This is a genomic window from Nocardia sp. NPDC059229 (assembly GCF_042754165.1).
Classification (GTDB): domain Bacteria; phylum Actinomycetota; class Actinomycetes; order Mycobacteriales; family Mycobacteriaceae; genus Nocardia.
This window is the reverse complement of the sequence record NZ_JBHZAK010000010.1, coordinates 284,540-310,295: the sequence shown is the minus strand read 5'-3', so window position 1 is coordinate 310,295 and position 25,756 is coordinate 284,540. Positions and strand designations below refer to the sequence as shown.

The 25,756-nt window shown below is 67.6% G+C and carries 24 protein-coding genes; 10 read left to right on the top strand and 14 right to left on the bottom strand.

Annotated elements, in window-relative coordinates; genetic code table 11:
* Positions 1 to 74: 74 nt before the first annotated feature.
* Positions 75 to 1,079 carry a sigma-70 family RNA polymerase sigma factor gene (locus ACFXHE_RS24060; protein WP_379386393.1) on the top strand — a complete coding sequence of 335 codons (1,005 nt, stop codon included), beginning with the start codon at positions 75 to 77 and terminating at the stop codon, positions 1,077 to 1,079.
* Positions 1,080 to 1,088: 9 nt separating this feature from the next.
* Here the strand turns inward: ACFXHE_RS24060 and ACFXHE_RS24055 are convergent, their stop codons facing one another.
* The 3 genes from ACFXHE_RS24055 to ACFXHE_RS24045 form a co-directional block, all read right to left on the bottom strand.
* Positions 1,089 to 1,949 (bottom strand): amidohydrolase family protein, encoded by an 861-nt coding sequence (locus ACFXHE_RS24055; RefSeq protein ID WP_379386391.1) that lies wholly within the window; start codon positions 1,947 to 1,949, stop codon positions 1,089 to 1,091.
* An 11-nt stretch (positions 1,950 to 1,960) separates the two neighbouring features.
* Positions 1,961 to 2,701, bottom strand: a complete 741-nt coding sequence (locus ACFXHE_RS24050) for an SDR family NAD(P)-dependent oxidoreductase (RefSeq protein ID WP_379386389.1) — start codon at positions 2,699 to 2,701, stop codon at positions 1,961 to 1,963.
* A 145-nt stretch (positions 2,702 to 2,846) separates the two neighbouring features.
* Entirely contained in the window at positions 2,847 to 3,119 is a 273-nt protein-coding gene (locus ACFXHE_RS24045; RefSeq protein WP_379386387.1) for a transposase, read from the bottom strand.
* A gap of 133 nt (positions 3,120 to 3,252) precedes the next feature.
* On the opposite strand from ACFXHE_RS24045, the gene ACFXHE_RS24040 reads away from it, so the two are divergent.
* Positions 3,253 to 3,948, top strand: a complete 696-nt coding sequence (locus tag ACFXHE_RS24040; RefSeq protein WP_379386386.1) for a transposase — start codon at positions 3,253 to 3,255, stop codon at positions 3,946 to 3,948.
* 12 nt (positions 3,949 to 3,960) lie between these two features.
* On the opposite strand, the gene ACFXHE_RS24035 is transcribed toward ACFXHE_RS24040, so the two are convergent.
* The 10 genes from ACFXHE_RS24035 to ACFXHE_RS23990 all read right to left on the bottom strand — a co-directional run bounded on the left by ACFXHE_RS24035 (position 3,961) and on the right by ACFXHE_RS23990 (position 16,948).
* Entirely contained in the window at positions 3,961 to 5,112 is a 1,152-nt protein-coding gene (locus ACFXHE_RS24035; protein ID WP_379386385.1) for a glycosyltransferase, read from the bottom strand.
* Positions 5,113 to 5,160: 48 nt separating this feature from the next.
* A complete protein-coding gene (locus tag ACFXHE_RS24030; protein ID WP_379386384.1) occupies positions 5,161 to 6,480 on the bottom strand; it encodes a glutamate-1-semialdehyde 2,1-aminomutase in 1,320 nt (439 codons plus the stop codon).
* Entirely contained in the window at positions 6,473 to 7,771 is a 1,299-nt protein-coding gene (locus ACFXHE_RS24025; RefSeq protein WP_379386382.1) for a GNAT family N-acetyltransferase, read from the bottom strand. The genes ACFXHE_RS24030 and ACFXHE_RS24025 overlap by 8 nt, the downstream gene beginning before the upstream one ends.
* Positions 7,768 to 9,153 (bottom strand): glycosyl hydrolase family 28-related protein, encoded by a 1,386-nt coding sequence (locus ACFXHE_RS24020; RefSeq protein ID WP_379386428.1) that lies wholly within the window; start codon positions 9,151 to 9,153, stop codon positions 7,768 to 7,770. Before ACFXHE_RS24020 ends, ACFXHE_RS24025 begins: the two co-directional genes overlap by 4 nt.
* A complete protein-coding gene (locus ACFXHE_RS24015; protein WP_379386380.1) occupies positions 9,153 to 10,454 on the bottom strand; it encodes a Wzz/FepE/Etk N-terminal domain-containing protein in 1,302 nt (433 codons plus the stop codon). Before ACFXHE_RS24015 ends, ACFXHE_RS24020 begins: the two co-directional genes overlap by 1 nt.
* Complete coding sequence (locus ACFXHE_RS24010) at positions 10,445 to 11,821, bottom strand: hypothetical protein (RefSeq protein ID WP_379386378.1); 1,377 nt, start codon at positions 11,819 to 11,821, stop codon at positions 10,445 to 10,447. Before ACFXHE_RS24010 ends, ACFXHE_RS24015 begins: the two co-directional genes overlap by 10 nt.
* Positions 11,822 to 11,978: 157 nt before the next feature.
* A complete protein-coding gene (locus ACFXHE_RS24005) occupies positions 11,979 to 12,983 on the bottom strand; it encodes a glycosyltransferase (protein WP_379386376.1) in 1,005 nt (334 codons plus the stop codon).
* Positions 12,980 to 14,494 carry a lipopolysaccharide biosynthesis protein gene (locus tag ACFXHE_RS24000; RefSeq protein WP_379386426.1) on the bottom strand — a complete coding sequence of 505 codons (1,515 nt, stop codon included), beginning with the start codon at positions 14,492 to 14,494 and terminating at the stop codon, positions 12,980 to 12,982. The genes ACFXHE_RS24005 and ACFXHE_RS24000 overlap by 4 nt, the downstream gene beginning before the upstream one ends.
* 226 nt (positions 14,495 to 14,720) lie before the next feature.
* Complete coding sequence (locus ACFXHE_RS23995) at positions 14,721 to 15,908, bottom strand: glycosyltransferase family 4 protein (RefSeq protein ID WP_379386374.1); 1,188 nt, start codon at positions 15,906 to 15,908, stop codon at positions 14,721 to 14,723.
* Positions 15,908 to 16,948 carry a glycosyltransferase family 4 protein gene (locus ACFXHE_RS23990; RefSeq protein ID WP_379386372.1) on the bottom strand — a complete coding sequence of 347 codons (1,041 nt, stop codon included), beginning with the start codon at positions 16,946 to 16,948 and terminating at the stop codon, positions 15,908 to 15,910. The genes ACFXHE_RS23995 and ACFXHE_RS23990 overlap by 1 nt, the downstream gene beginning before the upstream one ends.
* Before the next feature lie 347 nt (positions 16,949 to 17,295).
* Between ACFXHE_RS23990 and ACFXHE_RS23985 the strand changes: the two genes are divergently transcribed.
* Positions 17,296 to 17,700, top strand: a complete 405-nt coding sequence (locus ACFXHE_RS23985) for a hypothetical protein (protein ID WP_379386370.1) — start codon at positions 17,296 to 17,298, stop codon at positions 17,698 to 17,700.
* A gap of 323 nt (positions 17,701 to 18,023) precedes the next feature.
* Positions 18,024 to 19,355, top strand: a complete 1,332-nt coding sequence (locus tag ACFXHE_RS23980) for a glycosyltransferase 87 family protein (protein WP_379386369.1) — start codon at positions 18,024 to 18,026, stop codon at positions 19,353 to 19,355.
* Between the two features lie 501 nt (positions 19,356 to 19,856).
* Here the strand turns inward: ACFXHE_RS23980 and ACFXHE_RS23975 are convergent.
* Positions 19,857 to 20,129 (bottom strand): HIT family protein, encoded by a 273-nt coding sequence (locus ACFXHE_RS23975; RefSeq protein WP_379386424.1) that lies wholly within the window; start codon positions 20,127 to 20,129, stop codon positions 19,857 to 19,859.
* A 342-nt stretch (positions 20,130 to 20,471) separates the two neighbouring features.
* On the opposite strand from ACFXHE_RS23975, the gene ACFXHE_RS23970 reads away from it, so the two are divergent.
* The 6 genes from ACFXHE_RS23970 (at position 20,472) to ACFXHE_RS23945 (ending at position 25,706) form a co-directional block, all read left to right on the top strand.
* Complete coding sequence (locus tag ACFXHE_RS23970; protein ID WP_379386367.1) at positions 20,472 to 20,933, top strand: nuclear transport factor 2 family protein; 462 nt, start codon at positions 20,472 to 20,474, stop codon at positions 20,931 to 20,933.
* 325 nt (positions 20,934 to 21,258) lie between these two features.
* Positions 21,259 to 22,710, top strand: coding sequence for an amidase (locus ACFXHE_RS23965; protein WP_379386365.1), 1,452 nt, complete (start codon positions 21,259 to 21,261; stop codon positions 22,708 to 22,710).
* A 168-nt stretch (positions 22,711 to 22,878) separates the two neighbouring features.
* Entirely contained in the window at positions 22,879 to 23,799 is a 921-nt protein-coding gene (locus ACFXHE_RS23960; protein ID WP_379386363.1) for an alpha/beta hydrolase, read from the top strand.
* A gap of 96 nt (positions 23,800 to 23,895) precedes the next feature.
* Positions 23,896 to 24,591 carry a DUF2993 domain-containing protein gene (locus tag ACFXHE_RS23955; protein ID WP_379386362.1) on the top strand — a complete coding sequence of 232 codons (696 nt, stop codon included), beginning with the start codon at positions 23,896 to 23,898 and terminating at the stop codon, positions 24,589 to 24,591.
* 88 nt (positions 24,592 to 24,679) lie between these two features.
* Complete coding sequence (locus ACFXHE_RS23950) at positions 24,680 to 25,114, top strand: DoxX family protein (RefSeq protein ID WP_379386360.1); 435 nt, start codon at positions 24,680 to 24,682, stop codon at positions 25,112 to 25,114.
* Positions 25,115 to 25,163: 49 nt separating this feature from the next.
* Positions 25,164 to 25,706, top strand: coding sequence for a dihydrofolate reductase family protein (locus ACFXHE_RS23945; protein WP_379386358.1), 543 nt, complete (start codon positions 25,164 to 25,166; stop codon positions 25,704 to 25,706).
* Positions 25,707 to 25,756: the final 50 nt, after the last annotated feature.

The window sequence follows — 25,756 nt, the reverse complement described above, 5'->3', positions numbered from 1 at the left end:
CGCGCCCACCGCCCAGTTCGCGCCCGGGCCGGTGTCGATATGCACGAGCATTCGAGACGGAAGAGGTGGCGAGAGTGGCAGTCGACGATCCCATGGTGGCCGCGCGGGCCGGGAGCAGCGCGGCGTTCGCGGAGCTGACCGAGCCGTACCGGCGTGAGCTGCTGGTGCACTGTTACCGGATGCTGGGGTCCCCGCAGGACGCCGAGGACGCCCTGCAGGAGACGCTGCTGAGTGCGTGGCGCGGCCTGGACGGCTTCGAGGAGCGTGCCTCGCTGCGGACCTGGCTCTACCGGATAGCCACCAATTGCTGCCTCAACGCGCGCCGCTCGGCGAGCCGCCGACCGGCCGAGGAGTGGAACGTGCCCCATGTACAGCCTCCGGAGCCGACCCGGCTCGGCGAGATCGTCTGGATCGAACCGCTCCCGGAGGATCTGGTGGCGGGTGCGATCGCGATGCCGCTGGGCCCGGAAGCCCGCCTCGAGCAGACCGAGTCCATTTCACTGGCGTTCGTGACGGCCCTGCAGCTGCTGCCGCCGCGTCAGGTGGCCGTCCTCATCCTGCGTGACGCCCTGGGGTTCCCCGCGGCGGAGGTGGCGGGCATGCTCGACACCACCGTCGACTCGGTCAACAGCGCACTCAAGCGGGCCCGTACCGGCCTGCGGCACCGGCTGCCCGCGACCGCCGAGGGGGAATCGGCCCCGCGTTCGGCCGCGCAGGACGCGGTCGCGGCGAAGTTCGCCACGGCGTGGGAGTCCGCCGATCTGGACGCGCTGGTGGCCCTGCTGACCGACGACGTGTTCATGTCGATGCCGCCGATGCCCTTCGAATACGCCGGCCTCGAGACCGTAACCCGTTTCTGCGCAGCGATATTCGCCGCAGGCCGCCGCTTCGACCTGGTGGCGACCAGCGCCAATGGCCAGCCCGCGTTCGGGGCCTATCTGCGCGGCCCCGACGGCACCGCCCACGGCACCGGCCTCTACGTCCTGACCCTCGCCGGCGACCGGATCAGCGGGCTGACCAGGTTCGACACTGCCGTGCTCCCACGCTTCGGGCTGCCGCGATCACTGCCGAACCGCTAGCCGGGTCGCCTATTTCAGGCGGTAGGTGTCGAGCGCGTTGGCCCGGTAGAAGAACTCCGCCTCCTGATCGGTGGCGTCGGTGGTGACGATGTGGTCGATCGCCGAGACCAGCTCGGTGTAGGTCCCGGCCAGCGAATCCACCGGCATGTTGGAGGCGAACATCAGCCGCCGCCACCCCCACAGCGCCACACTCGATTCCAGCCAGTACTCGAGCGATGGCCACGCCAGATCCCGGCAGATGAGCCCGAACCCCGACAGCTTGCACAGCCACTGAGTCTCCTTGGCCGCCAAGGAGATCGCATTGTGCCAGGCGGAGCGGGCCTCGGAGGAATGCCCCTGCGGGAACCCCAGGTGCTCGAGCACCACCCGCAGCTCCGGGTACCCGGCCAGGAAGTCGATCCAGTCGAGAATCTCGCCGGGCTCGGTCACCAGATCGAAGACCGCGTCGTGCTCCTGCAGCCAGCTCGCGAGGGCATCCGCCGCAAGCGTATTCGGCGACAGCCCTTCGAAAACCCGTACCCCGCGGAACCGCTCGGTGCGGGCCTGCTCGTCGAGATGCGCGATCAGCTCGGTCGTCGGCAGTGTGGGATCGACCGCCCCGACGATCGCGAACGGTCGCGACCCGGCCGCGGCAATGCCGTCCACCCAACGGGTTTCGTCCAGATAGGCATGCGGCGCGGTGGTGGCCGACACGTGCACCAGCCCGGCCACCTCGATCGATCCCAGCCCCCGATCGAAGTCGGCCGGTAGAAAGTTCTGCGCGATGTCGGGTCGTCCGGCGGCGGCGAATCTCGCCAGGCCCGGATACCAGGCATGGGCACCGGTGTCCCACAGGTGCATGTGGGCGTCGACGAGGGGGAGAGAGGGCATGTGGGCAACTCCTACTGCATGGTGATGCCGCCGCTGACGCTGATCAGCTGGCCGGTGACGTAGCTGGCTTCCGGGCTTGCCAGCCATGCGATGAGGGAGGCTACTTCGTCCGGCCGGCCCAGGCGCTTGAGGGGGATGGATTTTTCGAGGGCGGTGAGGGTTTCGGGGTGATCGGCCATGGTGTGGGCGACCATCTGGCCCTCCAGCGGTCCGGGGCAGACCACGTTGACGGTGACGCCGTCGCGGGCCACCTCCCGGGCGAGGGATTTGGCGAAACCGAACAGGCCGGATTTGGATGCGGCGTAGACGGTTTCACCGAAGGCGCCGGCTCGCGCGCCGTCGGAGGCGACGAACACGATCCGGGCGGCCTCGGCGTCTTGCATGCCGGGCAGCAGCAGCTGGGTCAGTCGCATGGGCCCGCGCAGATTCACCTGGAACATGAGGTCCCAGGCGAGGGTTCCGCTGTCCAGGAACGGTTCCACGACGGCGACGCCGGCGCAGTGCACCACCGCCGAGACCTGCCCACCGACCGCCCGGGCGGCCGCTTCGATGCTCTCCGCGCTCGTCAGATCCAGTTCCAGCGCAGTGGCCTCCGCCCCCAGCTCCGCCGCACACGCACGCGCACCCTCGGCATCGACATCCGCGACCCACACGGGCCGTCCAGCGTCCACCAGTCGCCGCGCCACCGCGCGCCCGACATCTCCTGCCCCACCGGTCACCAGCGCGCCGGATACCGCTCCGACACCACCCACTGCCTCACCTGTTCTATCTGTTCCGCTGCCCATGAATCCGTCCACAGAATGCGTAGTTTTGTATAGCAGTGAACGGCCTCACCCTGTCGGATTCAATGGCATTTGGCGAGGAATCACGGTCGTTCAGGGCTCCGAATGAATCTCGTCATCCCGGCCGGTTCTGGCGCTTGATGTACTCGTTGACGATCGCCAGCGGCGGTCCGCTACACGATCCCGCGAAGTACAACGGCGACCAGAAATGGTCCCCCACGAGTGCTTTCGGATGTGGTCGGGGAAGCTCCTGCTGCAACCGCCGCGCCGGCACGCCTTCAGGCTGCCGGCGAGGGTGGACAGTTTGACCGTTGAACTCACGTAGCTCGGCACCGAAGTCCCGCACACACTGCGCATCACCTCCTAACAGCGGGCAAGGATCTCTCATCGGTGAACCGGCTCTGCCGGTGTCTCGGGACCGAGACCAAATGCGCGTGCAGATGGTATTCGACATGTCTTCCCTTGCGTACGTTCGGATTTGAAGCGACCCCGGTGACATCGATGCATGCTATCGTGTGCCGGTGAAGCTGGTCGTGCCGGTGAAGCTGCTGCCCACCCCGGAGCAGGCAGTCATGCTCACCGCCACGCTGCAGACCGCGAACGCTGCCGCGACAGAACTGGCGGCTCACGCCCACAGCCAAAAGTCCCGCAGTCGCGCAGCGCTGCAACGCGACCATTACTTTTCCGTGAAGGCGGCAGGGCTGTCCGCGCAGCCCGCGCTCCACGTCATCCGGAAGGTCGCCGACGCCTACAAGACCCTCGCAGCGAATCTGAAAGCGGGGAACTACGGTCCGTCCGGTGACCGCCGTCGCGAACGGATCGAGTCCACCCCAGTCCGGTTCCGCGCCGATGCGGCACAACCCTTCGACGACCGCTGCCTGTCATGGCAGCTCGACGCCCAGACCGTGTCCATCTGGACCGTCCACGGGGGGATGAAGAACCTCCGCTACACCGGATCCGACGAGCAGCTAAAGACCCTCGCACAGTACCGGGAAGGCGAAACCGATCTCGTCCACCGCGACGGAATGTGGTTCCTGCACGCCAGCTGCGAAATCCCCCTACCCGACTCGACCACATCGCCGCCCGCGCGGCACAGGCGCGGGAACGCGGGGCTCAGTCAGCAGCCCCTACGCTTTCCTAGCGTTGGACGTAGCCTGCTACCCGGCAGCCAGTCGAGCAGCGGAGTTACAAACCTGGCCTATCGGCCAGGTAGCTGACTGAATAGTCGGTCAGCGGGAATTGCGCGACACAATGTCCGCGATTCGGCCGCGGAAGGCCTCGGGGGAGAAGGTGACGGCGTGCTTGCGGATGGTTTCGGGGTGATAGTCGGCCGGGTCGAAATCACGCATCACCCGGGCGAATCCGGCCACCACCGAATCATCGGAACCGGTCGGAATATGTTCGCCGGAGATGCCGGGCACGACGGTGTCGAGCGCCCCGCCCTCACCGACCGCGAGCACCGGTGCGCCACAGGCCATGGCCTCCACCGGGACGATGCCGAAATCCTCCACGCCGGGCATGAGCAGCGCCCGGCAGCGGCGGTACATGTCCTGCAGCACCTCGTCGGAGGCCGCACCCAGGAAGGTGGTCTCCGGGCCCGCCAGCGCCTCCAGTTGACGGCGATAGCGGCCGTCGCCGAGGATCACCAGGCGCACCCCGGCCGCGCGGGCGGCGCGAATGGCGAGATCGGGGCGCTTGTAGGGCACCAGCCGGCCCGCGAACAGGAAGAAATCCTCCCGGTCGATGCGCGGATCGGGGGAGAAACGGTCCACGCGCACAGGCGGATTCACCACCGACGCGGGCAATCCCCACCAGTCCCGCACCCGATCGGCCACCGCCTGCGAGTTCGCCACCACGTGCGCGAGCCGCGGCGCGGCCCGCAGTTCGTTGCGCCGGGCCAGCGCGCCCAGCGCCATCAGAATGGCCTGCCCCGCCCGTCCTCCGGCCTCCCGGGCCCGGAACGCGCTGTCCCAGGCCCACCGGGCCGGGCTGTGCACATAGGCGATCACCGGTGCGGTGGTGGCGAAGACCGCCTGGGTCGCGAAGGCGTGGTGGCTCACCACCACCGCGTCGTACTCGCCGTCGAGTGGAAGACTGCGCAGCGTTCCCGGCACGAAGGGCAGCAGCGGCGCATGCGACCGCCGCCCGCTCGCCGAGTAGGCGCGCGACAGCCAGGTGTCGTACACGAGTCCGGTGGCCGCCGAGCCCGTTTCGATCGAGGGGCCTGCCGCCGCCAAGAGTGCGCGCGTGCACTCCGCGTCGGCGATGGGCGCGAAAACCGGTGCGCCGGGCCAGGTTTTCATGAACTCGGCGACCACGGCCTCGGAGCCGCCGTATTCGGTGAATCGCTCGTGGACGAGGGCGATCCGGGGTGCGGACATCACAGCTCCTGGGTTACTGCGCGAGACTGGTTACGGCGCGAGACTGGGTTACGGTGCGAGACGGCGCGGTGCCGCCGTGCGCCGCAGCGCCGGAGCCACCGGCCGTCCGGCGAGCAGGCCGTCCACCGTGCCCTGTTCGAGGGCCTTGCGGTAGGTCTTTGCCGCCGACTGGCAGGCGTCGATGGTGTGGTCGATATCGGCGTCGGTGTGCGCGGCCGAGTTCACGAACGACTGCCCCAGCACACCCCGGTCCAGCAGTTCCTGCAGGAACAGCGTCCGATAGGGCTGGGAGGGAACACCTTCCGCATCCCGGGTGAGGAACACCAGGCACGACGGTCGGCCCGCCACCTCGAGATGATCATCGATACCGAGGTCCGCGGCAATGGCATTGACCCCGGCGGCGAGCCGGCGGCCGGATTCCTCCATGCGCGCCACCGGATCGGTGTCGCGGTAGGTCTGCACGACGGCCCGGAAGGCGGCCAGGGACGCGGTTTCCGGCCCGTGGGTGGTCGACAGCAGGAAGACTCGGTCCGCGTCGGTGCGCAGCCCGCCCAGCTCCATGTACTCGCGTTTGCCGGCCAGCGCCGAGAGCGGGAACCCGTTGGCCATGGCCTTGCCCCAGCACGACAGGTCGGGCGTTACGCCGTAGATCCGCTGCGCCCCGCCGGCGGACCAGCGGAACCCGGTGATCATCTCGTCGAAGACCAGCAGCGTGCCGTACCGGTCACACAGCGCGCGTACGCCTTCCAGGAAGCCCGGCGCGGGTTCGGCCAGGGCCGTGGCCTGTTCGAGGATCACGCACGCGATCGCGGTGCGGCGCAGGGCCGTTTCCAGCGACGCCAGGTCGTTGTAGCGGAATCGCACCGTCGGAACCGCCGGTATCCCCGCGTTCATCTCGGTGGTGCCGATGAACCAGTCGTCGACCGAGAAGAACGGCTGCTCGCAGATCGCCACCGCCTCCCGCCCGGTCACCGCGCGCGCCAGCCGCACGGCGGCCGTCGTGGTGTCGGAGCCGTTCTTGGCGAACTTCACCATGTCCGCGCCCGGCACCAGGCTCAGGAAGTCCTGGGCCGCCACCAGTTCCAGCTCGGTCGGACGGGAGAAGTTGACCCCGTCGGCGATGGTCCGCGCCACCGCCTCGACCACCGGCGCGAACCCGTGGCCGAGGGTCACCGAGCGCAGCCCCATGCCGTACTCGACATACTCGTTGCCGTCCGCGTCCCATACCCGGGCACCCTTGCCACGCACCAGGATCGGGGCCATGGCCTCCGGATACTGGTCCGCGCCGCGCGCGTAGGTGTGCGCGCCGCCCGGGACCAGATCGTGCAGGCGCGCCTGCAGGGCGGCGCTGCGCCGGTAGTCACGCATGATCGGCACCCCCGGCGGTGATGGCCCACAGTTCGTGGTCGCCGCGGTGCCCGTCGAGTCCGGTGTAGCTGCGCATGGTTCCCTCCTTGTGCAGTCCCGCCGAGGCGGCGACCGCGGCCGATGCGGTATCCCCGGCCGCGATGGCCGTGTATACGCGGAACAGCCCGAGCCGGTCGAAGGCGTGTGCCAGCAGGGCCCGGGTTGCCGCCAGGCGGACTCCGTCGTCGGCGTGGGCGGGATCGGCCCAGATGTGCATCCGGGCATTGCGATCGAACATGTCGAGGTCGAACAGCCGGGCCTCCCCGGCATAGGCGCCCGCGACGTCGAGGACGAGCAGCAGACCGGCGGGGGAGCGCGCTCCCGCTGTGCTGCGGGCGACTTCGCGCCACCAGGACGGACCGGTGCTATCGGTTCCGTCGGTCGCCGGGGGCGCTCCGTTACGCCGGGCGGTCGCGCGGGCCTGGCCGTCGGAGGGCCGGAGGCTGCGCAGCGCCACCCGGTCGAACCCGGTCAGCCGGAGCGTGACGGGCCGGGTGGGCAGCGCCTGCCGGGCAGCCCGCCACAGCTGGCCCGCGCGATACCGGGCCAGGACCCCGAAAATTGTTGCTGTATCAGGTATTCCGTTCACCTCCGGTGCTCCGGTGGGTTCGTCCGGGGGCGGGGTTCGATGCTCGAGCGTGCGCTCGGTCCACATCTCGGTGAATCCCTTGGGCGGAATCTCGGCCCGAGTCATCGACCACAGATCGTGATCGGCCCGCGCCCCGCCCACATCGAAGTGCAGCCGCATGCGCCCCTCGCGCACGAACCCGATCTGCACCGCACCACTGGTGGCCGCCGCGTTCCCCGGCGAGATGGGCGCGTTGATGCGCTCCAGCCCCAGCACCTCGAAGCTGAAATCGAGGATCAATCCCGCCGCGATCCCGCCGAATCCGTGCCGCCCCATTCGCGCGTCGATCCAGATTCCCATTTCGCCCTGCCGGGCCTGCGGATCGATATTGCCGATCTCCACCTGCCCCGCGAAGCGCCCGTCGATCTCGATGACGGTGGCGATCCGCCGCCCGGTGCGGGCACTGGTCGCCGCCTCCAGACATTCACGCACCCAGGCCTTCTCGCTGTGCCGGGTGTCCCAGTCCAGCGGCGAGGTGTGCCAGAACGGTTCCAGGAGTTCGCGATTGCGCAGCCGCAGCCGCCGCCACTCGTGGTAGTCGGCGAAGCGCGGCAGCCGCAGCAGCAGGGTGCTGCTGTGCAGCCGCGCTGGGCCCAGCCGCAGTCGTGCCCCCGCGCCGCTCACGAGTGCGGTCGCTGCTTGCCCAGCGACGAGGTCTTGATCGCGCCGTCCGTGCCCACCGACAGCCGCCAGTACGTGCCCGCCGAGTCCTTCAACACGATTCCCCCTTCGCTGCGATCGGAAATATAAGCCCCACTGTTCAATACGGCCGACAAAACGGTCCCGTCCCGGTCTTGGACCTGAAAAATGTCGGTATCGGGCTGACTCGCTTGCGCCACCGTGGTCCCGGCGAAGCGCGCGCCGTGGATGGCCCCGCGCCCGATGACGTGCCAGCCGTCCGGGAACGACCTGGGATCCACGTCCTGGTAGGACCCGGAGATGAGGTTGACGGCCGTGCCCTCCGCCACGCCCTTGGGATCCACCCGCACCTCGATGGGCGGCGCGTCCAGATCCGGATCGAACTGCACGTTGGCCAGATACGGCTGGCGGCAGTGGATCAGGTCCAGGCACACCTTGCGCGCGGCCACCTTGCAGTTGACCAGACCGAACTGGGCGGGCCCGCCGGCCGGTCCGCCGATGGACAGCGCGGTATCGGCGCCTTCGAACCACACGTTGGTCAGCCACCAGTCGTTCGCGGGGCCGTCCACCACCAGGTGCTTGTCGGTGGTCCTGGGATCGTTGTCGGACACGAATTCGACGTTGGCCAAAGCCAATCCGGCATTGTGGTCGCCGCCGGTGCCGAGCACCCCGATGTGATTGTTGGTGAGTTTCGAGGACGTCACGTAGTTCTGGATGCACGAGGTGACGATCCCGTACCCGAAATTGTTGATATCGGAATTGATGACGGTCGTGCCCCCGGTGTTCTGATCCAGCACCAGCCCCCGCTGGTCCTGGAATCGGGGCGCGTTGTCGCTGAGATGGTTGCCGCGCAGCACCACCGAATCGAAGGTGCAGCGGAAGCACTCCGACAGCCGCACCGCGGTGGCCTTGGGGCCGGAGAAGTAGAAACCCAGGCGGGAGAAGCGAACCCGCTGCTTGCGCTGCAGTGCGATGAAGGTGTCATCGCCCTCGTAGTTGATGGTGGTGACATCGGCCCCGTCGCCCAGCACCGTCGCGTAGTCGGCAAGCGCCGGGAACTTCTTCAGCGTGTACTGCCCGGCCGGGATGTAGAGCACCAGCGGCTTGTCACTGACCGCGGCGGCCTTGGCGAAGGCGTCGGTGTCGTCGGCCTTCCCGTCCCCGACCGCGCCGAAGTCCTTCACATTCCGGGCCGACGGCTGATCGGTCACATGCGGCGAACGGAATTCCGTTGCGCCGGAATCGGTTTTCGCGCACGCCGCCGCGACCGGCAGGATGGCCGCCGCCCCGAGTCCGGCGGCCAGCAGCCGCCGCCGGCGCACGGCGGCGTCCGACCGGTTGTCCGTTGTCCCCCCATCCTCCTCGATCACCGTTTCACCAGATCGAGCGGATGCTTGACGAGTTCGCCGACGCTGCGATGCGGCCGCGCGAAGACGACCGTGCCGATCATTCGCTTGTTGTCGTGGCCGAAGGTGGCCAGCGCCCCGCGCACCTGGTTGGAGGTGGTCTGCCCGAGCTCGATCACGCCGATGGTGGCGTCGACGCGCCGCGCCAGCGCGATGGCTTCGGCGGCCGCGGTGACGGGTGCGGCCTCCACCACGATGTGGTCGAATTCGCTGCGCAGCTTGGACATGATCTCACTGAACCGCTCGGAGTCCAGCAGGTCGGGGGTGCGGAAATCCATGCCGCCCAGCGCCAGCACGGTGATCCCCACCTCCGGCCAGGCCATCACGAACCCCGCGGGAGTCGCGTTGTTGCGCAACAGTTCCGAGAGTCCCGCCGCCGCGGCCGCCGGACTGCGCCGGGACGAGCCGTGCCCGGTGGTGTCGGCGTCCACCAGCACCACCCGCGCGCCGGTATCGGCGAAGGTGCGGGCCAGCCCGATCGCCACATCCGGTTCGGAGTGCGGCGACAGCGAGGTCAGCAGCAGGCTGACCAGCGCGGGATCCTCGGTGAGCCGGGCGCGCAGCCGGCGCAGCTCACCCGCCGCTCCGGGCCGCCCGTCGTCGACGATGCCCAGAATCGGCACGGGCAGAAAGGCTTCCAGCTCGGTGGAGGTACGGACTCGCTTGTCGAGTTTGTCGCGCAGGATCGCCGCGCCCAGGCCGACCATCAGTCCGGCCAGCACGCCGAGCATGTAGTAGCGCTTCTTCTGCGGTCCGCTGGGCTGGCTGGGCGTCTGGGCCTTGTCGATGACCTCCGCGCGGGCGGCGGGCGCGGCGTCGCTCTGGGTGACCTCGAGCCGGGAGACCAGCGCCCGGAACTGGGAGACCACCTCGTCGGCCAGGGCGCGCGCCCCGCCGGCGGTGGAGTCCTTCACCGTGATGATGATGATCGTGGTGGCCGGCGGCGAGACCGCGGTGATGCGGCCGCGCAGGTCGTTCACCGAGCTCTTCAGGCCCAGCTGATCGTGCACGTAGGTGGCGACGGTGACGCTGGAGGCCAGATCCACATACGAACGCACGCGCTGTTGTGCGGCCAGCCCGCCCTGATAGGAGTCGTTGACCGAGGTCCCGGTGGCCATGGACACGTACACCGAACTGGACGCGGTGTACTCGGTCGGCAACGTGCTCGCGTATCCGTACGCCGCCCCCGTGCAGATCACCACCGCGACCACGATTATCGGCCAGCGCCGCCGCAGCAGCCGCCAGTAGTCGATCAAACCCATTGCGCTGTCCTCGTTTTCCCGGATGGAATAGGTGCCCCCTGCAGCTGTTCCATCCGTCTTCGGAATTCACCAACAACCAGATACGCCAGCCATGCCAGCACCACGGCCTGCAGATACTTGCCGAGCATCTCGACGGTGCCGAGGATGCCGCGCTCGAACAGGACCGGGACCTCGATCACCGACAGGCCCAGGATCGCCATGGCCAGGTACCTGCTGTAGAGAGCCCGGATCCAGATCAGCAGCAGCACGAACGTGATCGCGACCCCCACCGCGACACCGATGTAGCCGCCCAGCACATAGCCCTCGTTGATATTGCCCTCGGCCAGGGACACTTCCACCGTCGACATGTCCACCGAGCGCCCGCGCACCTGCTCGGCCCAGGCGGCGCCGGACCGGAACTTCTCCGCGCCCAGCAGCTGGGTGGGAATCAGGCTCTGGATGGCATGCTGCGCCACCTGACTCGGCGTCAGCCAGGAACTCGGTCCGGCGAACCAGGAGTCGGTGGCGGCCTCGAGCAGGTCGAAACGGCGCAGCATGCTCAGGAAGGGGTGCACCACCGTCGGATACTGCGCATCCACCTGTGCCGCTTCGGCTTTGGCGGCGGCATCGGTCTTGAGCGACTGCAGCCAGCCGAAGCCGCCGATGGCGAGGCCGGTGATGCTCAGCACGCCGACCACCTTGACGCGTGTCCAGCCGGTCATGGCGAAGCGCACGGCGATGGCCAGCGCCGCGCCCATGATCGGGGTCTTGGACTGCACGGTGGCGGTCCACACCAGTTCGCCGCAGGTGAGCGCGCCGACCACCAGCGCGGTGGTGCGGCCGGACTCGTTGCGGTAGAACACGATCAGGCCGACCGCGCCGAGCGTGGCGAGAATGGTGACCAGGTTGATGAGCGGGTTCGGGCTCTCCAGTTCGCCCGCCTTGCCGGTGGTGCCGGTGGCGTAGGCCGCCAGCCGGCCCAGGGTGCCGACGCCGTAGAGCAGGAACAGGGTCTGGGTGAAGATGGGCTCGCCCGCGAAAGGCGCTACGCGCGGTGTGGTCTCGCGCGGGCGCAGCCGCACCCACAGCACGTAGCCGATGATCAGCGCGGCGTAGACCCAGAGTCCGAAGATGACCGGTTGCAGCACCGCGGCGATGCCGCCGTCGTAGCCGTATTCGTAGAGCCGCGGATCGGGCACGTTGTCGCCGTAACTGGGGACGGGCTGCACCCACAGCAGCACCACCGGCCGCGCGATATACGACAGCGACCAGTGCGCGGTCTGCGCGATCAGGAACACCCGGGCAACACCGGGCAGGAACATCGCGGCCACGACGATCGTCACCAGCGCGGCGGCGACGAGGAATACAGCGAATTGTGCGGAGGCCATCACTCTCCCATCACCCGTATGTCCGCGCCGCGGGCCGGGGCGTTACCCCTTTGTGTGGCCGTTCTTTTCGCTGTCGGCGCGGCAGATTCGTTGCGCCGTTCCTGGCATGGGCGGCGCTGCGCGCGGCTACACTGTGCGGCCTGGTGCGCGCGGCCGCTCATGCCAGTGCGTCGATGATCTCGCGGGCGCGGTCCACGTACCGGTGGTCGCCGTTCACGATGCGGCGATGACCGGCCTCGGCGACCTTGGCGACCTGATCGGGATACTTGGCGCAGCGGCGCAGGATTTCGCGCAGCTCGGTCGGGCTGGAGAACAGGTAGCACTCGGCCTCGTCCTGGAGCAGTTCGGCGTGTTCGTCGGTGCGTTCGCCGACGAAAAGGCCGCCGGCGGCCGGGACTTCGAAGGTGCGGCAGGTGTGGGTGTCGCGATTGTCGGAATTGAGCAGCACCAGGTTCGCGGTGACCGCGGCGACCGCCGTGGAGAAGTTCTCGCCGTACACCGCGCCGCCGACATCGGCGCCGGTCTGCCACAGCGCGCGCACGCGCCGCCAGCCGGGACCGCGTAACAGCATGTCCCCGTGGTGTTCCCGGGCCAGCGAAATCAAGAGGTCTTGACGGTCGGGGCGCACCGCACCGATGAAGCCGACCAGATAGTTGCGGACGGTGCGGCGGGCGGTGAGGTGGTGCAGGGCCGGATCGAATGCGCTGCGAACGAATTTCACGTGCCTGGCGCCGCGGGCGGCCAGCTCGGGAACGTTGTGCCACTTGGTGGTGACGATGAGATCCCATTCGGCTTCGTGTGCCAAGTATTCCGGGCTGGTGTTGTACGGATTGGATACGTCATCCGGGCTGTAGTGCACATGCAGACCAGCCGGGGCGCTCAGTAGCCGCTGCTGGTCCAGGTGCACCGATTTGAAGGCGAACAGCACATCGGGCGCGAATACGGTAGCGGCGCTCTCGATCTCGCGATGCAGTGCCTCGATGTCCCAGGGCGCCCGCCGATGGGCGACCTTCGAATACACCCACGGTGGCGACAGTCGCGCGGGCAGCGTGACCGGGGTCGTGTCGATCACCACCACGTCGTGCCCCGCCTGCTGGAATCCGTCGGCGAGTGAGCGCGCGTTGCTGCCCACCCAGTCATCCCCGACGAAAAGTACTTTCACGCCAAATCCCCCTTGGTCAGCAGCGCGGTGGCAGGTTCGACCGGCCCGCCGTGGCCGGCCCGTTCCCGGACCATGAGCCACCGCACCCGGACGATGTACCACAGCGCGACGCTGATTTCCGCGGAAACTGTGCCATAGACCAGGGTCCAGACCGATCCGGTCCGGGCAGCGACCACCAGCGCCACCGCGGCGACGCAGGTGCCGATGATCGCGCCGATCAGCACGCCGATGGTGTCCTGCTTGACCGGCAGCACGGCGGTGGTCACGTACGAGGTGATGGTGGTGGCGGGCAGGATGAGGATCTCGACCCGCAGCAGGGGTATCGCGCCGTCGAAATCGTGGGTGTAGATGAGGTGGATGAGGATGGGGGCCAGCACCCAGACGCTCACCATGGCCAGGCAGGCCAGGGTCACACAGCCGATGAGCATCTGGATCTGATTGCGCCAGAACTGATCATGGGCGCTGCGGCGGGCCATACGGGGGAGCAGGGCGAAGCCGATCGGGTCCAGGGTGGACTGGATCGCGCGGACCAGCCGGTCGCCCGCGGAGTACAGGCCCAGCGAGGCCGCCTCCAGCACCGCGCCGTACACCGCCGCCGAGCCCTGGCCATAGCCGGTGACCAGCAGCCGGGAGGTGAAAATCGGTGCGGCCATGCGCAGGACGGCCCGCACGCCGTAGGGCCGGGCGGGCGGTCCGAACTTACGGAAGGAGTCCCACCAGGTCAGCGCGACCGTGGCGATGGAGGAGACCAGCAGGCACAGGACGGCCATGGAGGCGCTGGGGAATCGGGGTAGCAGTCCGACGAGCAGGCCGAGATATCCGATGCGGCCCACGCCCTGATACATGGTGGAGCTGCCGAATCTGCCCTGGCCGATGAGCAGCCAGTCCTCCGAGATCGACCAGAAGCCACCGGCGAACAGACCCAACAGCACCATGTGCAGTTTGGGGGACACCCCGATCGCGAGGCTGGCCAGCAGCGCCACGCCGATGAGGGTCAGGGTGGTCGCGCGAATGGCGAGGTAGGTGCCGCGCAGGCGGTTCACCTCGAGGTGGCCCGGATCGTGCTCGGGCACTTTGGCGGCCAGGAACGAGGTGACGCCCAGATCCACGACCAGCGAGCCGATGAAGTAGGACGACATGCCGATGGCCAGCAGGCCGGTGCCGTGCGGGCCCAGCATGCGGGCCAGCAGCGGGACGGTGACCAGGGTGATGACGTACTGGCCGTACTTGCCGAAGGTCACCAGTCCGATATCGCGGATGATGCTGCCGATACTGCCCAGGCCGGAGGACGAATCCTTGCGATGCTTACCGTCTGCCTGGGAATGATCTGTGGCGGTGGGGGATTCGCCGTCCGTTGCGGACTGTCGGTAGGCGCCGGTGGCATCGCGCGCCGGGCGGGTGACCGGGAGCCGCACGGTGGGTGGGTCGACCGGATCGCCGTAGAAGGTGGGGAGCACCGGACCACGGGAGGGCGCGGCATAGCGGGCGGCCCGGGTCTCGTCGAACGACATCGTGCCACGGCCGGTGCCGTTCTCGTGGCCGTTCGGTCCGGCGCGACCCTGCCGCGGGCCGGCCGGACCGGAATCACCGCGGGCGTCGTGCTCGAAGGCGGAGGCTTGCTGGTCGACCTCCGGAATCCCGTGCCGCATGTGGCGGCGCTGTCGCAACCGGCCCAGCGTGCCGAGAGCCTCCATCCGCACGGTAGGTGGGTCGTAGGCCGGCAGTGGATCGGTCGGATCATCCACGCCGCCACCGCTTTCCGGGCAGACCGGTCAGGAGGTCGGTCACGATCCGGCCCGATTCGGCGACGTCGAAATCGCGGGATCGCACCCGTGCGGCATCGGCGAGCTTGACGCGCAGTTCCTGATCGGCGATGAGAGTGTCCAGGGCGCGGGTGAGCTCGGTGCGATCGCCGGCCGTCACCAGCAGGCCGTTCACCCCCGGCTCCACGATCTCCTCCGGTCCGCCGGGGCGGGTCGCGATGACCGCGCAGCCCGCTCGCATGCCCTCCACGACGACCTGGCCGAAGGGCTCGGGTAGCACCGAGCAGTGCACGAGGATATCGGCGTGGCGCAGATAGGATTCCGGGTCGTCCACGTGGCCGGTGAAGGTGACCGGGAGGTCGAGGGCGGTGGCGTGCACCTCGAGTTCGGCGCGGTAGGGCTCCTCGTCGAAGAAGGTGCCGCCGACCAGGAAGACCTCGCGGGGGAGGGTTTTCACATCGGCCAGGGCGCGCAGGAACACGTCCTGGCCCTTCCAGGGGGCGACGCGGCCGACGACGGCGATGATGGTCTCGCCGGCGGGGCGTTGTTCCTGGGGTCTTCGTTCGCGGGGGAGCGCGGATTCGTCTGCCGCGGTGTCGTTGTCGGGTGGGAACTCGACGCCCGGATAGGCGACGACGGCCGTTCGGCGCCAGGTGTACAGCGAGGTCAGGGTGCCACGGCTGTTGGCGATCACGGCGCGGGCCACCACCCAGCCCAGTGCTCGGATGACGAGGGCGAGCACGCGGCCGAAGTAGTCGCGCGAAACCCGGTCGTGCACATGCCAGACCAGCGGGACCCGGGCCCGGCGGGCGGCGACCGCGCCCATGAGCATGGCTTTGGTGCTGCCCGCGACCAGGACCGTGGCCTCCAGGTCGCGGACGGTCGCGCCCAGTGTCCAGCCCAGACGCAGCAGGCCCGTCGCGCCCACGAGCAGGCTGCGGATCCCGGCCTTGTCGATGGTCATGGCGCGGGAGTCGAAACTATTGGTGACGATGCGGGTTTCGATCCCGCGTGCGGCCATCAGGCGCAGCATCGGGCCGTCCTCGGTGTAGAGCACGGCGGTCTGCCCGGCGGGCATGGCCGAGACCAGGCGGAGCGTAGCCAGTTCGGCTCCGGAGGGGGCCGCGGTGTGCGCCAGGAATACGGCCTTCAGCGGCGCCATCAGCCGACGAGTTCCGCGTAGAGATCCCGGTGCCGATGCGCCGCGACGGCCCAGGAGAATGACTCCGCGTGGGCGCGGCACTGTTTCGCGGCGGGCCGGGAGCCGTCGAGGGCCGCGGCGATGCGGGCGGCGAGCGCCTCGGCATTGCCCGGCGGGACGAGGAGCGTGGTGTCCAAATCCCGGACAGAATCGGTCAATCCGCCGCAATCGGACACGATCGGGGGGCGTCCGGCGGCGAGGGATTCCAGGGCGATGAGCCCGAATCCCTCGAGTGCGAGTGAGGGGACGACGGTCAGATCGGATCGGGTGTACAGGTCGGTGAGCTCCGCGTCGGACACCGATCCGGTGAATCGGATCGACGGCTGGTCAGCGGCGAGCGCCCGCAATTCGGCCTCGGCAGTCCCGGTTCCGACGATGACCAGTCGGGCGTCCGGATGCCGGGCCGACACGTCGGACCAGGCGCGAATGAGCACGTCGATACCCATCCGCTTCTCCAATCGCCGCACGCACAACACGATTCCGGTGTCGGCCTCGGGCTCCGAAGTCGTGAAACGCTCCAGATCCACACCCGGCGGAATCACCCGAACCCGATCGGGCCGCACGCCGTAGTCGCCGACCAGCAACCTTTCGAAATGTTGCGACAGCACGACGAACCGGTCCGCCCTGGCATACCGCAGCCGCTCGACCAGATACTTGGCGCGCACCGCCCGCGCGCCCTCTCCGGCCATCCGGCTCTCCGCCGCCCACGGCCCGTGAAAGTGCACTACCAGCGGATTTCGAACCGCCGCAGGCCCGTACAAGCAGAAATGCCGATCGATCACGGTGTCGCGGGTGAGCCCGTCCCGGTCCAGAAACGCGGTCCGTGCGCGCTGGAGCGTCGATCCGCCGGTGGGTCCCCATGACCCCGCGCCGATCGGCCCGTCTCCGAAAGCCCTTGCGCCGACACTGATTCGAGTATCGCGCGTCAGTGCACCGTATAGATCTGTGAAGTACCGGTTGAGACCCCCATGAGCGGCCGTGAACCACTCCGACCCTGTCATCAACACCCGAATGGGCCGTGTCAAAACCCTCACCCCCGGGTCCGTCACCCACATTCGGACCGCGATAACGGTCCGAACGCCCTTGCAGCGCAAGTGTATGCCAATCCGCGCTGCTAGGCGGGCTATCGGCCCGCAATCAACCCACCGACCAGTATTTTCCGGGAGGCCGATTTCCAGGCGCCGAATCGGCCGGACCATCGAGGCGCGAAACGGACGGACCATCCCCGCGCGGAATCGGCCGGACGCTGTGTCAGCGCAGGTGTCAGGCCGGTATCAGCTCGACGTCAGCCGCCCCCGCGAAGGTAATTCACGTCAACAACACCGCAACTCGAACCGAGGAGCCCACCATGACCGCCACCCTGACCGCCCAGGACAAGCAGACCCTCCGCACCGCCGCCTACGGCGCCGTCTCCCTGATCTCGGCCGCCGACGCCGCCGGCGGCTCGCCCCACAAGGCCGCCACCGCCGGCAGCATCGCCCTCGGCTCCGCAACCGGCCTGGTCGGCCACATCCTCGCCGAGAAGTCCACCGGCGTACGCCTCGAGTCCAAATCCGTAGCCGCCCTGGCCGACCAGGTCCTCCCCGCCCTCACCGCAGCAATGACCCTGCTGGCCAACCACTCCCCGGCCGAGGCCGCCAACTTCCGCACCACCGTCCTCGTCGCCATCGAAGCCGCCACCCACAAGGCCGGATCCACCCCTACCGTCACCGACATGACCCGCAAGATCACCGCAGCCCTCGACGCCGCCTGACCAAATGCCCCCAGGGGCCACCCTCACCAGCACCGATCCGCAACCCCAGCCAGGGACCCGAAGCCCGGACAGGACAAATGCTCTGTCCGGGCTTCATCGCTGCGTCCCGCCCTGGTCGAAAGCCCGTCGAAACCTGACAACGCGCCCCACCCGAAGCCTGTGCTGAATTCCCGCCCCATGCCTCACCAGCCCGGACTGGCTGGATCTTGCGTAGCCGCACAATATTTCGTACACCCAGGTGACGTGCGCGCCAATGCATACACACGACCCATTGTGTACCGACCGCTACGGTGGGTTCGTCAGCGTTCCTTTCGAGTTCGCGCATGTGGGGGTTGTTCATGCATGGTCGAGATAGCGGCGCGTCAGGTATACCGGCGCGGTGGGCGGCGGGTGCTTTGCTCGCTGGTGTTGCAGCGCTGGTCATCCAGGCACTGCTGATTCCGCTGCGAGCGGCGCCGCAGTTCGGGCTGCTGGCCAACCAGAGCGATCTGGAGATCTATCGCAGTGGCGCATTGCAGGTGCTGCACAACGCACCGCTCTATGCTGCGCCGGTCCCGCCGGGAGGCTGGTTCACGTATCCGCCCTTTGCCGCGATTGTCTTCGTGCCGTTGGCGCTGATACCGGTGGACGTGGCGAAGCTTGGAGTGTTCATCGTGTCCGGTGTGGCGTTGTGGGCGACTCTGTGGCGAAGCTGCCGCGCGCTGGGTTATCGCGGAGATCTCAACTTGGCGGTTGCGTCCATCGGGTTCGCTTTGGTGGCTGTGGATTTGGAATCGGTACGAGGGACGTTGTGGCAGGACCAGATCAACCTGATCCTCATGGCGATCATCGTCTGGGACCTGACCCGTCCACCCACAGCACGGTTGCGCGGATGGACGATCGGTCTGGCAGCTGGGGTGAAACTCACAGCCGTCGTCTTCCTTCCCTACCTGGTCCTGACCCGACAGTGGCGAGCGGCAGGGTCGGCCACGATCACCGCGGCCGCAACGGTGATCGCAGCATCGGTGATAATCCCTACCGACTCTCGTGAATACTGGCTGCACGCGGTGCACGATGTCGACCGGATCGGACCGCTCACTCATCCGTTCAACCAATCCATCAACGGAGTCCTCGCGAATCTGTGGGCCCCGTCGGCACCGCCCACCACGGTGTGGCTGCTGTCGGTCGCCGCGGCCGCCGCACTCGGATACGCCGCCGCCTGGAAAGCACATCGCGCCGGCCAAAGCCTGCTCGGCATCGTCATCGTGGGCCTGATCGCCTGCGTGGTCCCCCCACTCGCATGGGGGCATCACTGGGTGTGGATCGCCCCGCTACTGATCATCCTTCTGCACAACACGATTCAGGCGCACGAACATCGTGCGGCCTGGGCTGTAGCGACCGCGGTAATGTTCGCGGCCGGATCGATGTGGTGCATCTCGTGGATCTATGCCGAGATCAAGCACCTGGGACTGACAACCGCGCCGGGTTACATCCCCGCGATGACATCTGCCGTCGACCAGATGCCGAACTGGGTCCGAGCCATCGTGTGCGGGATACCACCGATGATCTACCTCGCGGTGGTCAGCACAATCCTGATGTACAAGAAGCGAGATGGACAGAACTCACCGTTACCGCTTCCGGCAGCCAATTCCGATGTCAAGAATGCCTCGCGGTAGACGGAGGCGTGCGAAAGGCCTTCACGTCCAGGTTCGGTCAGTTGTGGGACCAGACCGAGATACGAAGGCTCGCAGCTAGATTCGGTACTCGGACGGTGAAGTCCGGCAAGAGTTTGCGATTGTCTACCACGGTCGCGTGGCGGGTGGAGAGATCCAGGTCTCGCGCGAGTCCACCGAGGTTCGGTTTCTTTCCCTGGAGGAGTTGGAGGGTCTGCCGGTTCACCCGACCGTGCGTCTGAGGCTTCAGCATCACCGGGAGCAGCGGCAAACTCCGTGGTTGGGCTAGACACCGCATCGCGGGTGTGAAGACGGGTGCCTCCGTGGTGGTGGGTCATACCAAGCGAGCGGATGTCGGCTCGTTCACCTATGGGTACGGCGGCAAGGCCGACGGACAGTGACAACGCACCCCAACCCCCGGCGACGTTTTCATCATCGAGTTCAACGAAACCGACTGCACGGAGCGAACAGTCGGCGACCTGGCGACCACACCGATCCGGCGAGTCAGGTTCTGGGTGCTGAGTCGAAGTAGTTGCGCAGCTGATCGGCGTAGATCCATCGCTGTTCGCTGGTCGCGTACCCCGGCAGTGGGTGTGACCCATAGAGGTTGTCGGCGTCGTATCGGGGGAAGACATGGACGTGGTAGTGCCACACGTCCTGGCCGCCGGGTTCATTGTGCTGGCGAGTGGATACTCCGTCGCAACCGTAGGTGGCGCGCATCGCGATGGCGACCTCGCGGACAACATCATGCACGGCGTGCCCGTATTCCGGTGGCAGGTCGTACAGATTCTAGTGATGAGCGTTCGGTATGACCAGGACGTGTCCGCGGTTGTTCGGCCACCACCGGGCTGCGGTGAAAGCGGTGGCACGGCCGGTGCGCAGCACGATGTCTCGCGGACTGTCGAGTGGGGTCTCGCCACCGGTGAGAAGGAAACAGAATGGGCAGTCGTAGCCGGAAGGTTCGTGATTGTGCACGGTCATCCGACCCTACCGCATGATTCACACCAGATACATTGCCGCTCAATCCATCCGCCTCCGGTATCCACTTCGACCGGCGGCCGGATGATGCTGTCGTTTTTCCGCCAGCTCGCCCCGAGGTGCGGCTATATGGTGCGGTTCATGACACTCGACAGCAGGAACGTCGTTCAGGCCGCCTGGCGAGCGTTCGCCAGCCATGATGCCGAGCAGATCGCGGCGTTCTTCACCACCGACGCGGAGTGGCTGGCGCCGTCCGGCAACGCGACCGCGGTCGCGCTGAACGCCCCCAGTCACATGGTCGGACGTGAGGCCATCACGCAGTTCATCGCGAACGATTTCCCTCGATTGTTCGTCGGCGATGTCGTGGTGGAATTCCATGGCTTCTATTCCGATGGTGACCGCGTGATCGTGGAGGAGACGATGAGTGCCACGCTGGGGAACGGGAATCGATACAGCAACGACTACTGTTTCGTGTTCCAGTTGCGCGACGGTCTGATTCACCGGGTTCGGGAGTACATGGATACCGCACGCGGTCATCGGGATGTCTTCGGCGATTCGGAAGCCGCTGCCAACGGCACAACTCCGTCGGCAGTCGCCAGCTGATATCTCCACTTGGATTCAGGTGAGTCGGTCCTGGCGCCGGTAGTGCGAGAGGCGGGGCCTGGTGCTGGGGGCGGCGCCCCCAGCACGACCAGGACTACACGGAACGGCATCGGTCGCGGCGCAGGGCCGGGATCGAGACATCTATCTGGTTGTGTGACGCGGTATTCCGTGCCCCGCACCAGGGGGAACAGTCCATTGCAGACACCGTGACCTGGTGTGGGTCGCGATTGACGACCGGACGGGGTTGTAGGGGCGGACTCTTCCGCGGATTGTGTGCGGCGAAAGTCGGTTCGAGGGATCGGCGTACGGCGGTAGGGTCGGGTTCATGGAGTGGAGTTTTCGTGCGGCGGAAGAGCTTTCGGCGGCAATGCGCGCTGGTGAGGTGACCTCGGTGGAGCTGACCGAGGAGGCGATTGCGCGGATCGAGCGGGACGACAAGGCGATCAATGCGATTTGTGTGCCGGACTTCGAGCGGGCGCGGGCTGCGGCGCGTCGGGCTGATGAGGCGCGCGGGCGGGGCGAGGACAAGCCGCTGCTCGGGATTCCGGTGACGGTCAAAGAGTCCTACAACATGGCTGGGCTGCCCACGACCTGGGGCATGCCTGCGTTCCGGGACTATGTGCCGGCCGAGGACGCGGTGCAGGTGTCGCGGCTCGAGGCCGCCGGTGCGGTGATGCTCGGTAAGACCAATGTGCCGTTCATGTTGCAGGACCTGCAGAGCTTCAACGAGATCTATGGCACCACCAACAATCCATGGGATCACGGGCGTTCGCCGGGTGGTTCTTCCGGTGGATCGGCTTCGGCCCTGGCGGCCGGGTTCGGCGCGCTGTCAATCGGGTCCGATATCGGTGGTTCACTACGCACTCCGGCGCATTTCTGCGGCGTGTACGCGCACAAGCCGACCCTCGGGTTGGCGGCGACGCGCGGTATGGTGCCGCCGCCCGCACCGGCACTGCCGGCCGAGATCGATCTCGCCGTCGTCGGTCCGATGGCGCGTACCGCCCGCGACCTCTCGCTGCTGCTGGACGTCATGGCCGGACCGGACCCGCTGACCCTCGGTGTCGCATACGAAGTGGCTCTGCCGCCCGCCCGCCACGAGAAGCTGTCGGACTTCCGCGTCCTGATCATCGACGAGCACCCGCTGATTCCTACGGGCTCGGCCGTGCGGGCCGGGCTGAACCGAGTCGCGGACGCGCTCACCGCGGAGGGTGCTCGCGTCGAACGGCACAGTCCGCTGCTGCCCGATCTCACCGAAGCCGCGACCCTCTATACGCAGCTGCTGGTTTCGAACCTCGCGGCACGTATGCCGGCGGAGCAGTACGAGCAGGTACGAACGGTCGCCGCCGGACTGCCCGCGGACGCAGAGGGTCCCGAGGTGGCCTGGGTGCGCGGCGCGGTGTTCAGTCACCGCGAATGGATCGAGGCGAACACCCGACGCGAATTCCACCGCCAGACCTGGCGGCAACTCTTCGGCGAGTTCGATGTCGTGGTGTGTCCGATCACGCCGACTCCCGCGTTCCCGCACGACCACAATGCCGACATGCAGGACCGGCGGATCGACATCGACGGCGTCGCACACCCATTCGGCGATCAGCTCGTCTGGGCCGGCGTGGCAACCATGCCCGGCCTGCCCGCCACCGCCATTCCGACGGGGCTCTCACCCGAGGGGTTGCCGGTGGGCGTCCAGCTCATCGGGCCGATGTTCGAGGACCGCACCCCACTGCGGCTGGCCGAACTGCTGGAAGAGAAGATCGGCGGCTTCCAGCCGCCGCGCTAGGACGTGCGTCATGGCGTCACACAACCAAACGTTGTGGGCGGCAGGTGGATTGGTTGTTTGATGTCCGGTGCCTCGCCTGATTGCATGCTCATGATCGATGCGAGGGTGTTCTGATGCGGCGATGCGCCGCTGACATTCACGCGGTACCGGGCTGTGAACAGGAGGAACGTGGAGATCGGACTCACGCGGTTGATCGATGAGGAACTCGGCATTCATGTCGCGGAATGCCGGCGGCTCAACGCAGCCTCGAAACCTGTTGTTGGCCCGGCCACCTTCGAGGAGCTCCTCGAGGTGCGGGACAGACATGCCAGGTCCCTCCCTCGCGCGAGCACCAGGGCTACCGGGCACATCGCCGAGACGGGCGGCCGTCGAGTCCCGGTGCGGATCACGGTCCCCCGGGACACCGAGATCCGAGCCGCCTATCTCGACATCCACGCCGGAGGCTTCTATCTCGGCTCGGCGGCCGGCGAGGATGCACGCAATGCTCGCCTTGCCGACGCCCTCGGGGTAGCCGTGGTCAGCGTCGACTACCGCCTGGCACCGGAGCATCCCTGGCCCGCCGCCCCCGACGACTGCGAAACCGCCGCGCTCTGGGTCCTGGAACAGGCGGAATCATTGTTCGGGACAACGGATCTGGCGATCGGCGGAGCATCCGCGGGATCCACCCTGGTCATGACCACCCTGCTACGACTGCGCGACCGAGGCCTGGCGGATCGGTTCGCCGGTGCGGTCCTGCAGTTCGGCGCCTACGACCTCAGCGGGCAATCTCCCGGCGGCAAGCTCTACGCCGACGAGTACTTCATCCAGGCCTATGCCGGCCATATCGCCGACCGCACCAACCCGGATATATCGCCCCTCTACGGCAACGTCGCCGACCTGCCCCCGACGCTACTGATGGTTGGCTCCCTGGATCTCCTCCTCGAAGACAACCTGGCCATGGCAGCCCGTCTTTCCGCAGCGGGAAACGACGTGGACATCCGCGTCTACCCCGAGTCCACTCACGCCTTCACCTCCCGCCCGACCGGCATGGCCACCGCCGCCCTCCGCGACGCCGAGTCATGGCTTGCCCAACGCCTCACGAGGAAATAACCGGTCGTCGCCCTACACCGGACCCGGTGGCGAGTCGGAGGCGGCGGATGGTCGCGATCGACAGCATGATGGTGGGATGGCTGAGCGGGTGAGTGCATGCGTGCGTTGTTGATGTTGGTGGTTGTGCTGGCGATTGCGCTGGTCGTGGGCGACCGGGTCGGGGTTGTGGTGGCACAGAACGAGATCGGGCGCCAGATTGCTACCGAGTACAACCTTCCGCAGCAGCCGCGCGTGGAGATCGGCGGCTTCCCGTTTCTGACGCAGGCTGTCGACGGCAATTTCCATGACATCGATATCAAGGTCGGCGACTGGAGTGGACAGCAGATTTCTGTTCACAATCTCGATGTCAGCCTGACCGATGTATCTGCGCCGCTGAGCGACGTGGTGCACGGCCGCACCTCGAATCTGGTTGCCGCGACGGCGACTGCGACGGCTCTGGTTCCGTACGACACCGTGCAGACTTTTGCCCCGGAGGGTGTGCAGTCGATCTCCTATGCTCCGGACGGCCTGCGCGTGCAGGGAACGTTTTCGGTGCAGGGTCTGTCGGTGCCCGCGACGGTCGTCGTCACCGTCGCGCCGACCGAGGACGGCATCGTGGTCACTCCGGTCTCGGTCCAGGCCGCGGCCGGCGGCCCGACGATTCCGCTGGCCCTGCTGCAGCAAAACCTCACCTTCACCGTGCCTTTGCAGCGGCTGCCGCTCGGCGCGCAGCTCACGTCCATACAACCGAGCGCCGACGGATTGCAGGTAACCGCCGTCGCCCACACCGTGCGCTTCTCCGACCTGCCGTAAGAACACTCCCGCCGGGTGCTGTCACATTTCCCGTCTGCCGATGGTCGAGGAGATGACACCGAAGAGTGCATCCCGACAGGAGAAGACCATGGCCATCATCACGCAGCAGATCCCGACCCGGACCGCCCCGGCCGCGCGGGGCCGGATTCGCACGTACGCCTACTGGGCGTGCACGGTGAGTCTGGCGTTCATGATGGTCAGCGGCGCCTACGGCGAGTACACCCAGCAGTACGGGACCCAGGAAACCCACACGATTCTGGGGTATCCCACCTACTTCCTCACCCTCATCGCAACGTGGAAACTGCTGGGCAGCGCCGCGATTCTGGTTCCCGGCTTCCCGCGATTGAAGGAATGGGCCTACGCCGGAATGTTCTTCAACATGACCGGAGCCTTCATCTCGCACCTGGTCGAGCGCGATTACGGCGCCGCCGGCATGCATCTGACCGTCACCGCCGGCATCGTGGCGCTTGTCCTCGCGTCCTGGGCGTTGCGGCCCGCGGACCGCATACTCCCGCGTCGATAGGACCGGCCGCCGCCGATGAGTTTGCGCCTCCCGACCCGTCTCCACTCGTATGACGCAAGTTCTGTGGCACATCACGATGTCGGTGGACGGGTTCATCGCACCGGAGGACGACTCCACCGGGTGGATGTTCGGGCACGGCGCGGCGGGCCCGCTCGGGGTGGAGGCGATGCGGCGGACCGGGGCCGTCTTGTCCGGGCGACGCGGATACGACCTGGGCAACAAGCCCGGGACCGGCGATCGGAAACTGTACGGCGGCATGTGGTCCGGGCCGATATTCGTGCTCACCCATCGGCCCGGGGAGGTGCCGCACGATCCCGATGTCACCTTCCTGTCCTGCGGAATCGCGGAGGCGGTCGCCACGGCGAAAGCCGCAGCGGGGGAGGGCGACCTCGGGATTTTCGGCGCGAATCTGGCCCGGCAATGCCTCGCAGCCGGGCTCGTGGACGAGATCGTCATGCACGTCGTGCCGATCCTGCTCGGTAGCGGAGTGCGACTGTTCCAAGGCGCAGCGCCGGTTCGGCTGCGCAAGCTGCACTGCGACGACTCCGGCCAGATCACCGATCTCCGATTCCAGGTCGAGCCCGCCGATTAACGCCGACGCCGCGCTGCCGGATCTGAGTTACGGTGATCGGCGGGCACGAC

What these genes read in the sequence shown, in the direction of transcription:
- ACFXHE_RS23965 (WP_379386365.1), top strand. Translation starts at nt 21,259, where the DNA reads ATGGAGTGGAGTTTTCGTGCGGCGGAAGAGCTTTCGGCGGCAATGCGC.
- ACFXHE_RS24035 (WP_379386385.1), bottom strand. Translation starts at nt 5,112, where the DNA reads ATGTCCGCACCCCGGATCGCCCTCGTCCACGAGCGATTCACCGAATAC.
- ACFXHE_RS23980 (WP_379386369.1), top strand. Translation starts at nt 18,024, where the DNA reads ATGTGGGGGTTGTTCATGCATGGTCGAGATAGCGGCGCGTCAGGTATA.
- ACFXHE_RS23990 (WP_379386372.1), bottom strand. Translation starts at nt 16,948, where the DNA reads ATGACAGGGTCGGAGTGGTTCACGGCCGCTCATGGGGGTCTCAACCGG.
- ACFXHE_RS24045 (WP_379386387.1), bottom strand. Translation starts at nt 3,119, where the DNA reads ATGAGAGATCCTTGCCCGCTGTTAGGAGGTGATGCGCAGTGTGTGCGG.
- ACFXHE_RS23945 (WP_379386358.1), top strand. Translation starts at nt 25,164, where the DNA reads ATGACGCAAGTTCTGTGGCACATCACGATGTCGGTGGACGGGTTCATC.
- ACFXHE_RS24030 (WP_379386384.1), bottom strand. Translation starts at nt 6,480, where the DNA reads ATGCGTGACTACCGGCGCAGCGCCGCCCTGCAGGCGCGCCTGCACGAT.
- ACFXHE_RS23955 (WP_379386362.1), top strand. Translation starts at nt 23,896, where the DNA reads ATGCGTGCGTTGTTGATGTTGGTGGTTGTGCTGGCGATTGCGCTGGTC.
- ACFXHE_RS24055 (WP_379386391.1), bottom strand. Translation starts at nt 1,949, where the DNA reads ATGCCCTCTCTCCCCCTCGTCGACGCCCACATGCACCTGTGGGACACC.
- ACFXHE_RS23950 (WP_379386360.1), top strand. Translation starts at nt 24,680, where the DNA reads ATGGCCATCATCACGCAGCAGATCCCGACCCGGACCGCCCCGGCCGCG.
- ACFXHE_RS23985 (WP_379386370.1), top strand. Translation starts at nt 17,296, where the DNA reads ATGACCGCCACCCTGACCGCCCAGGACAAGCAGACCCTCCGCACCGCC.
- ACFXHE_RS24015 (WP_379386380.1), bottom strand. Translation starts at nt 10,454, where the DNA reads ATGGGTTTGATCGACTACTGGCGGCTGCTGCGGCGGCGCTGGCCGATA.
- ACFXHE_RS23970 (WP_379386367.1), top strand. Translation starts at nt 20,472, where the DNA reads ATGACACTCGACAGCAGGAACGTCGTTCAGGCCGCCTGGCGAGCGTTC.
- ACFXHE_RS24000 (WP_379386426.1), bottom strand. Translation starts at nt 14,494, where the DNA reads ATGTCGTTCGACGAGACCCGGGCCGCCCGCTATGCCGCGCCCTCCCGT.
- ACFXHE_RS23995 (WP_379386374.1), bottom strand. Translation starts at nt 15,908, where the DNA reads ATGGCGCCGCTGAAGGCCGTATTCCTGGCGCACACCGCGGCCCCCTCC.
- ACFXHE_RS24010 (WP_379386378.1), bottom strand. Translation starts at nt 11,821, where the DNA reads ATGGCCTCCGCACAATTCGCTGTATTCCTCGTCGCCGCCGCGCTGGTG.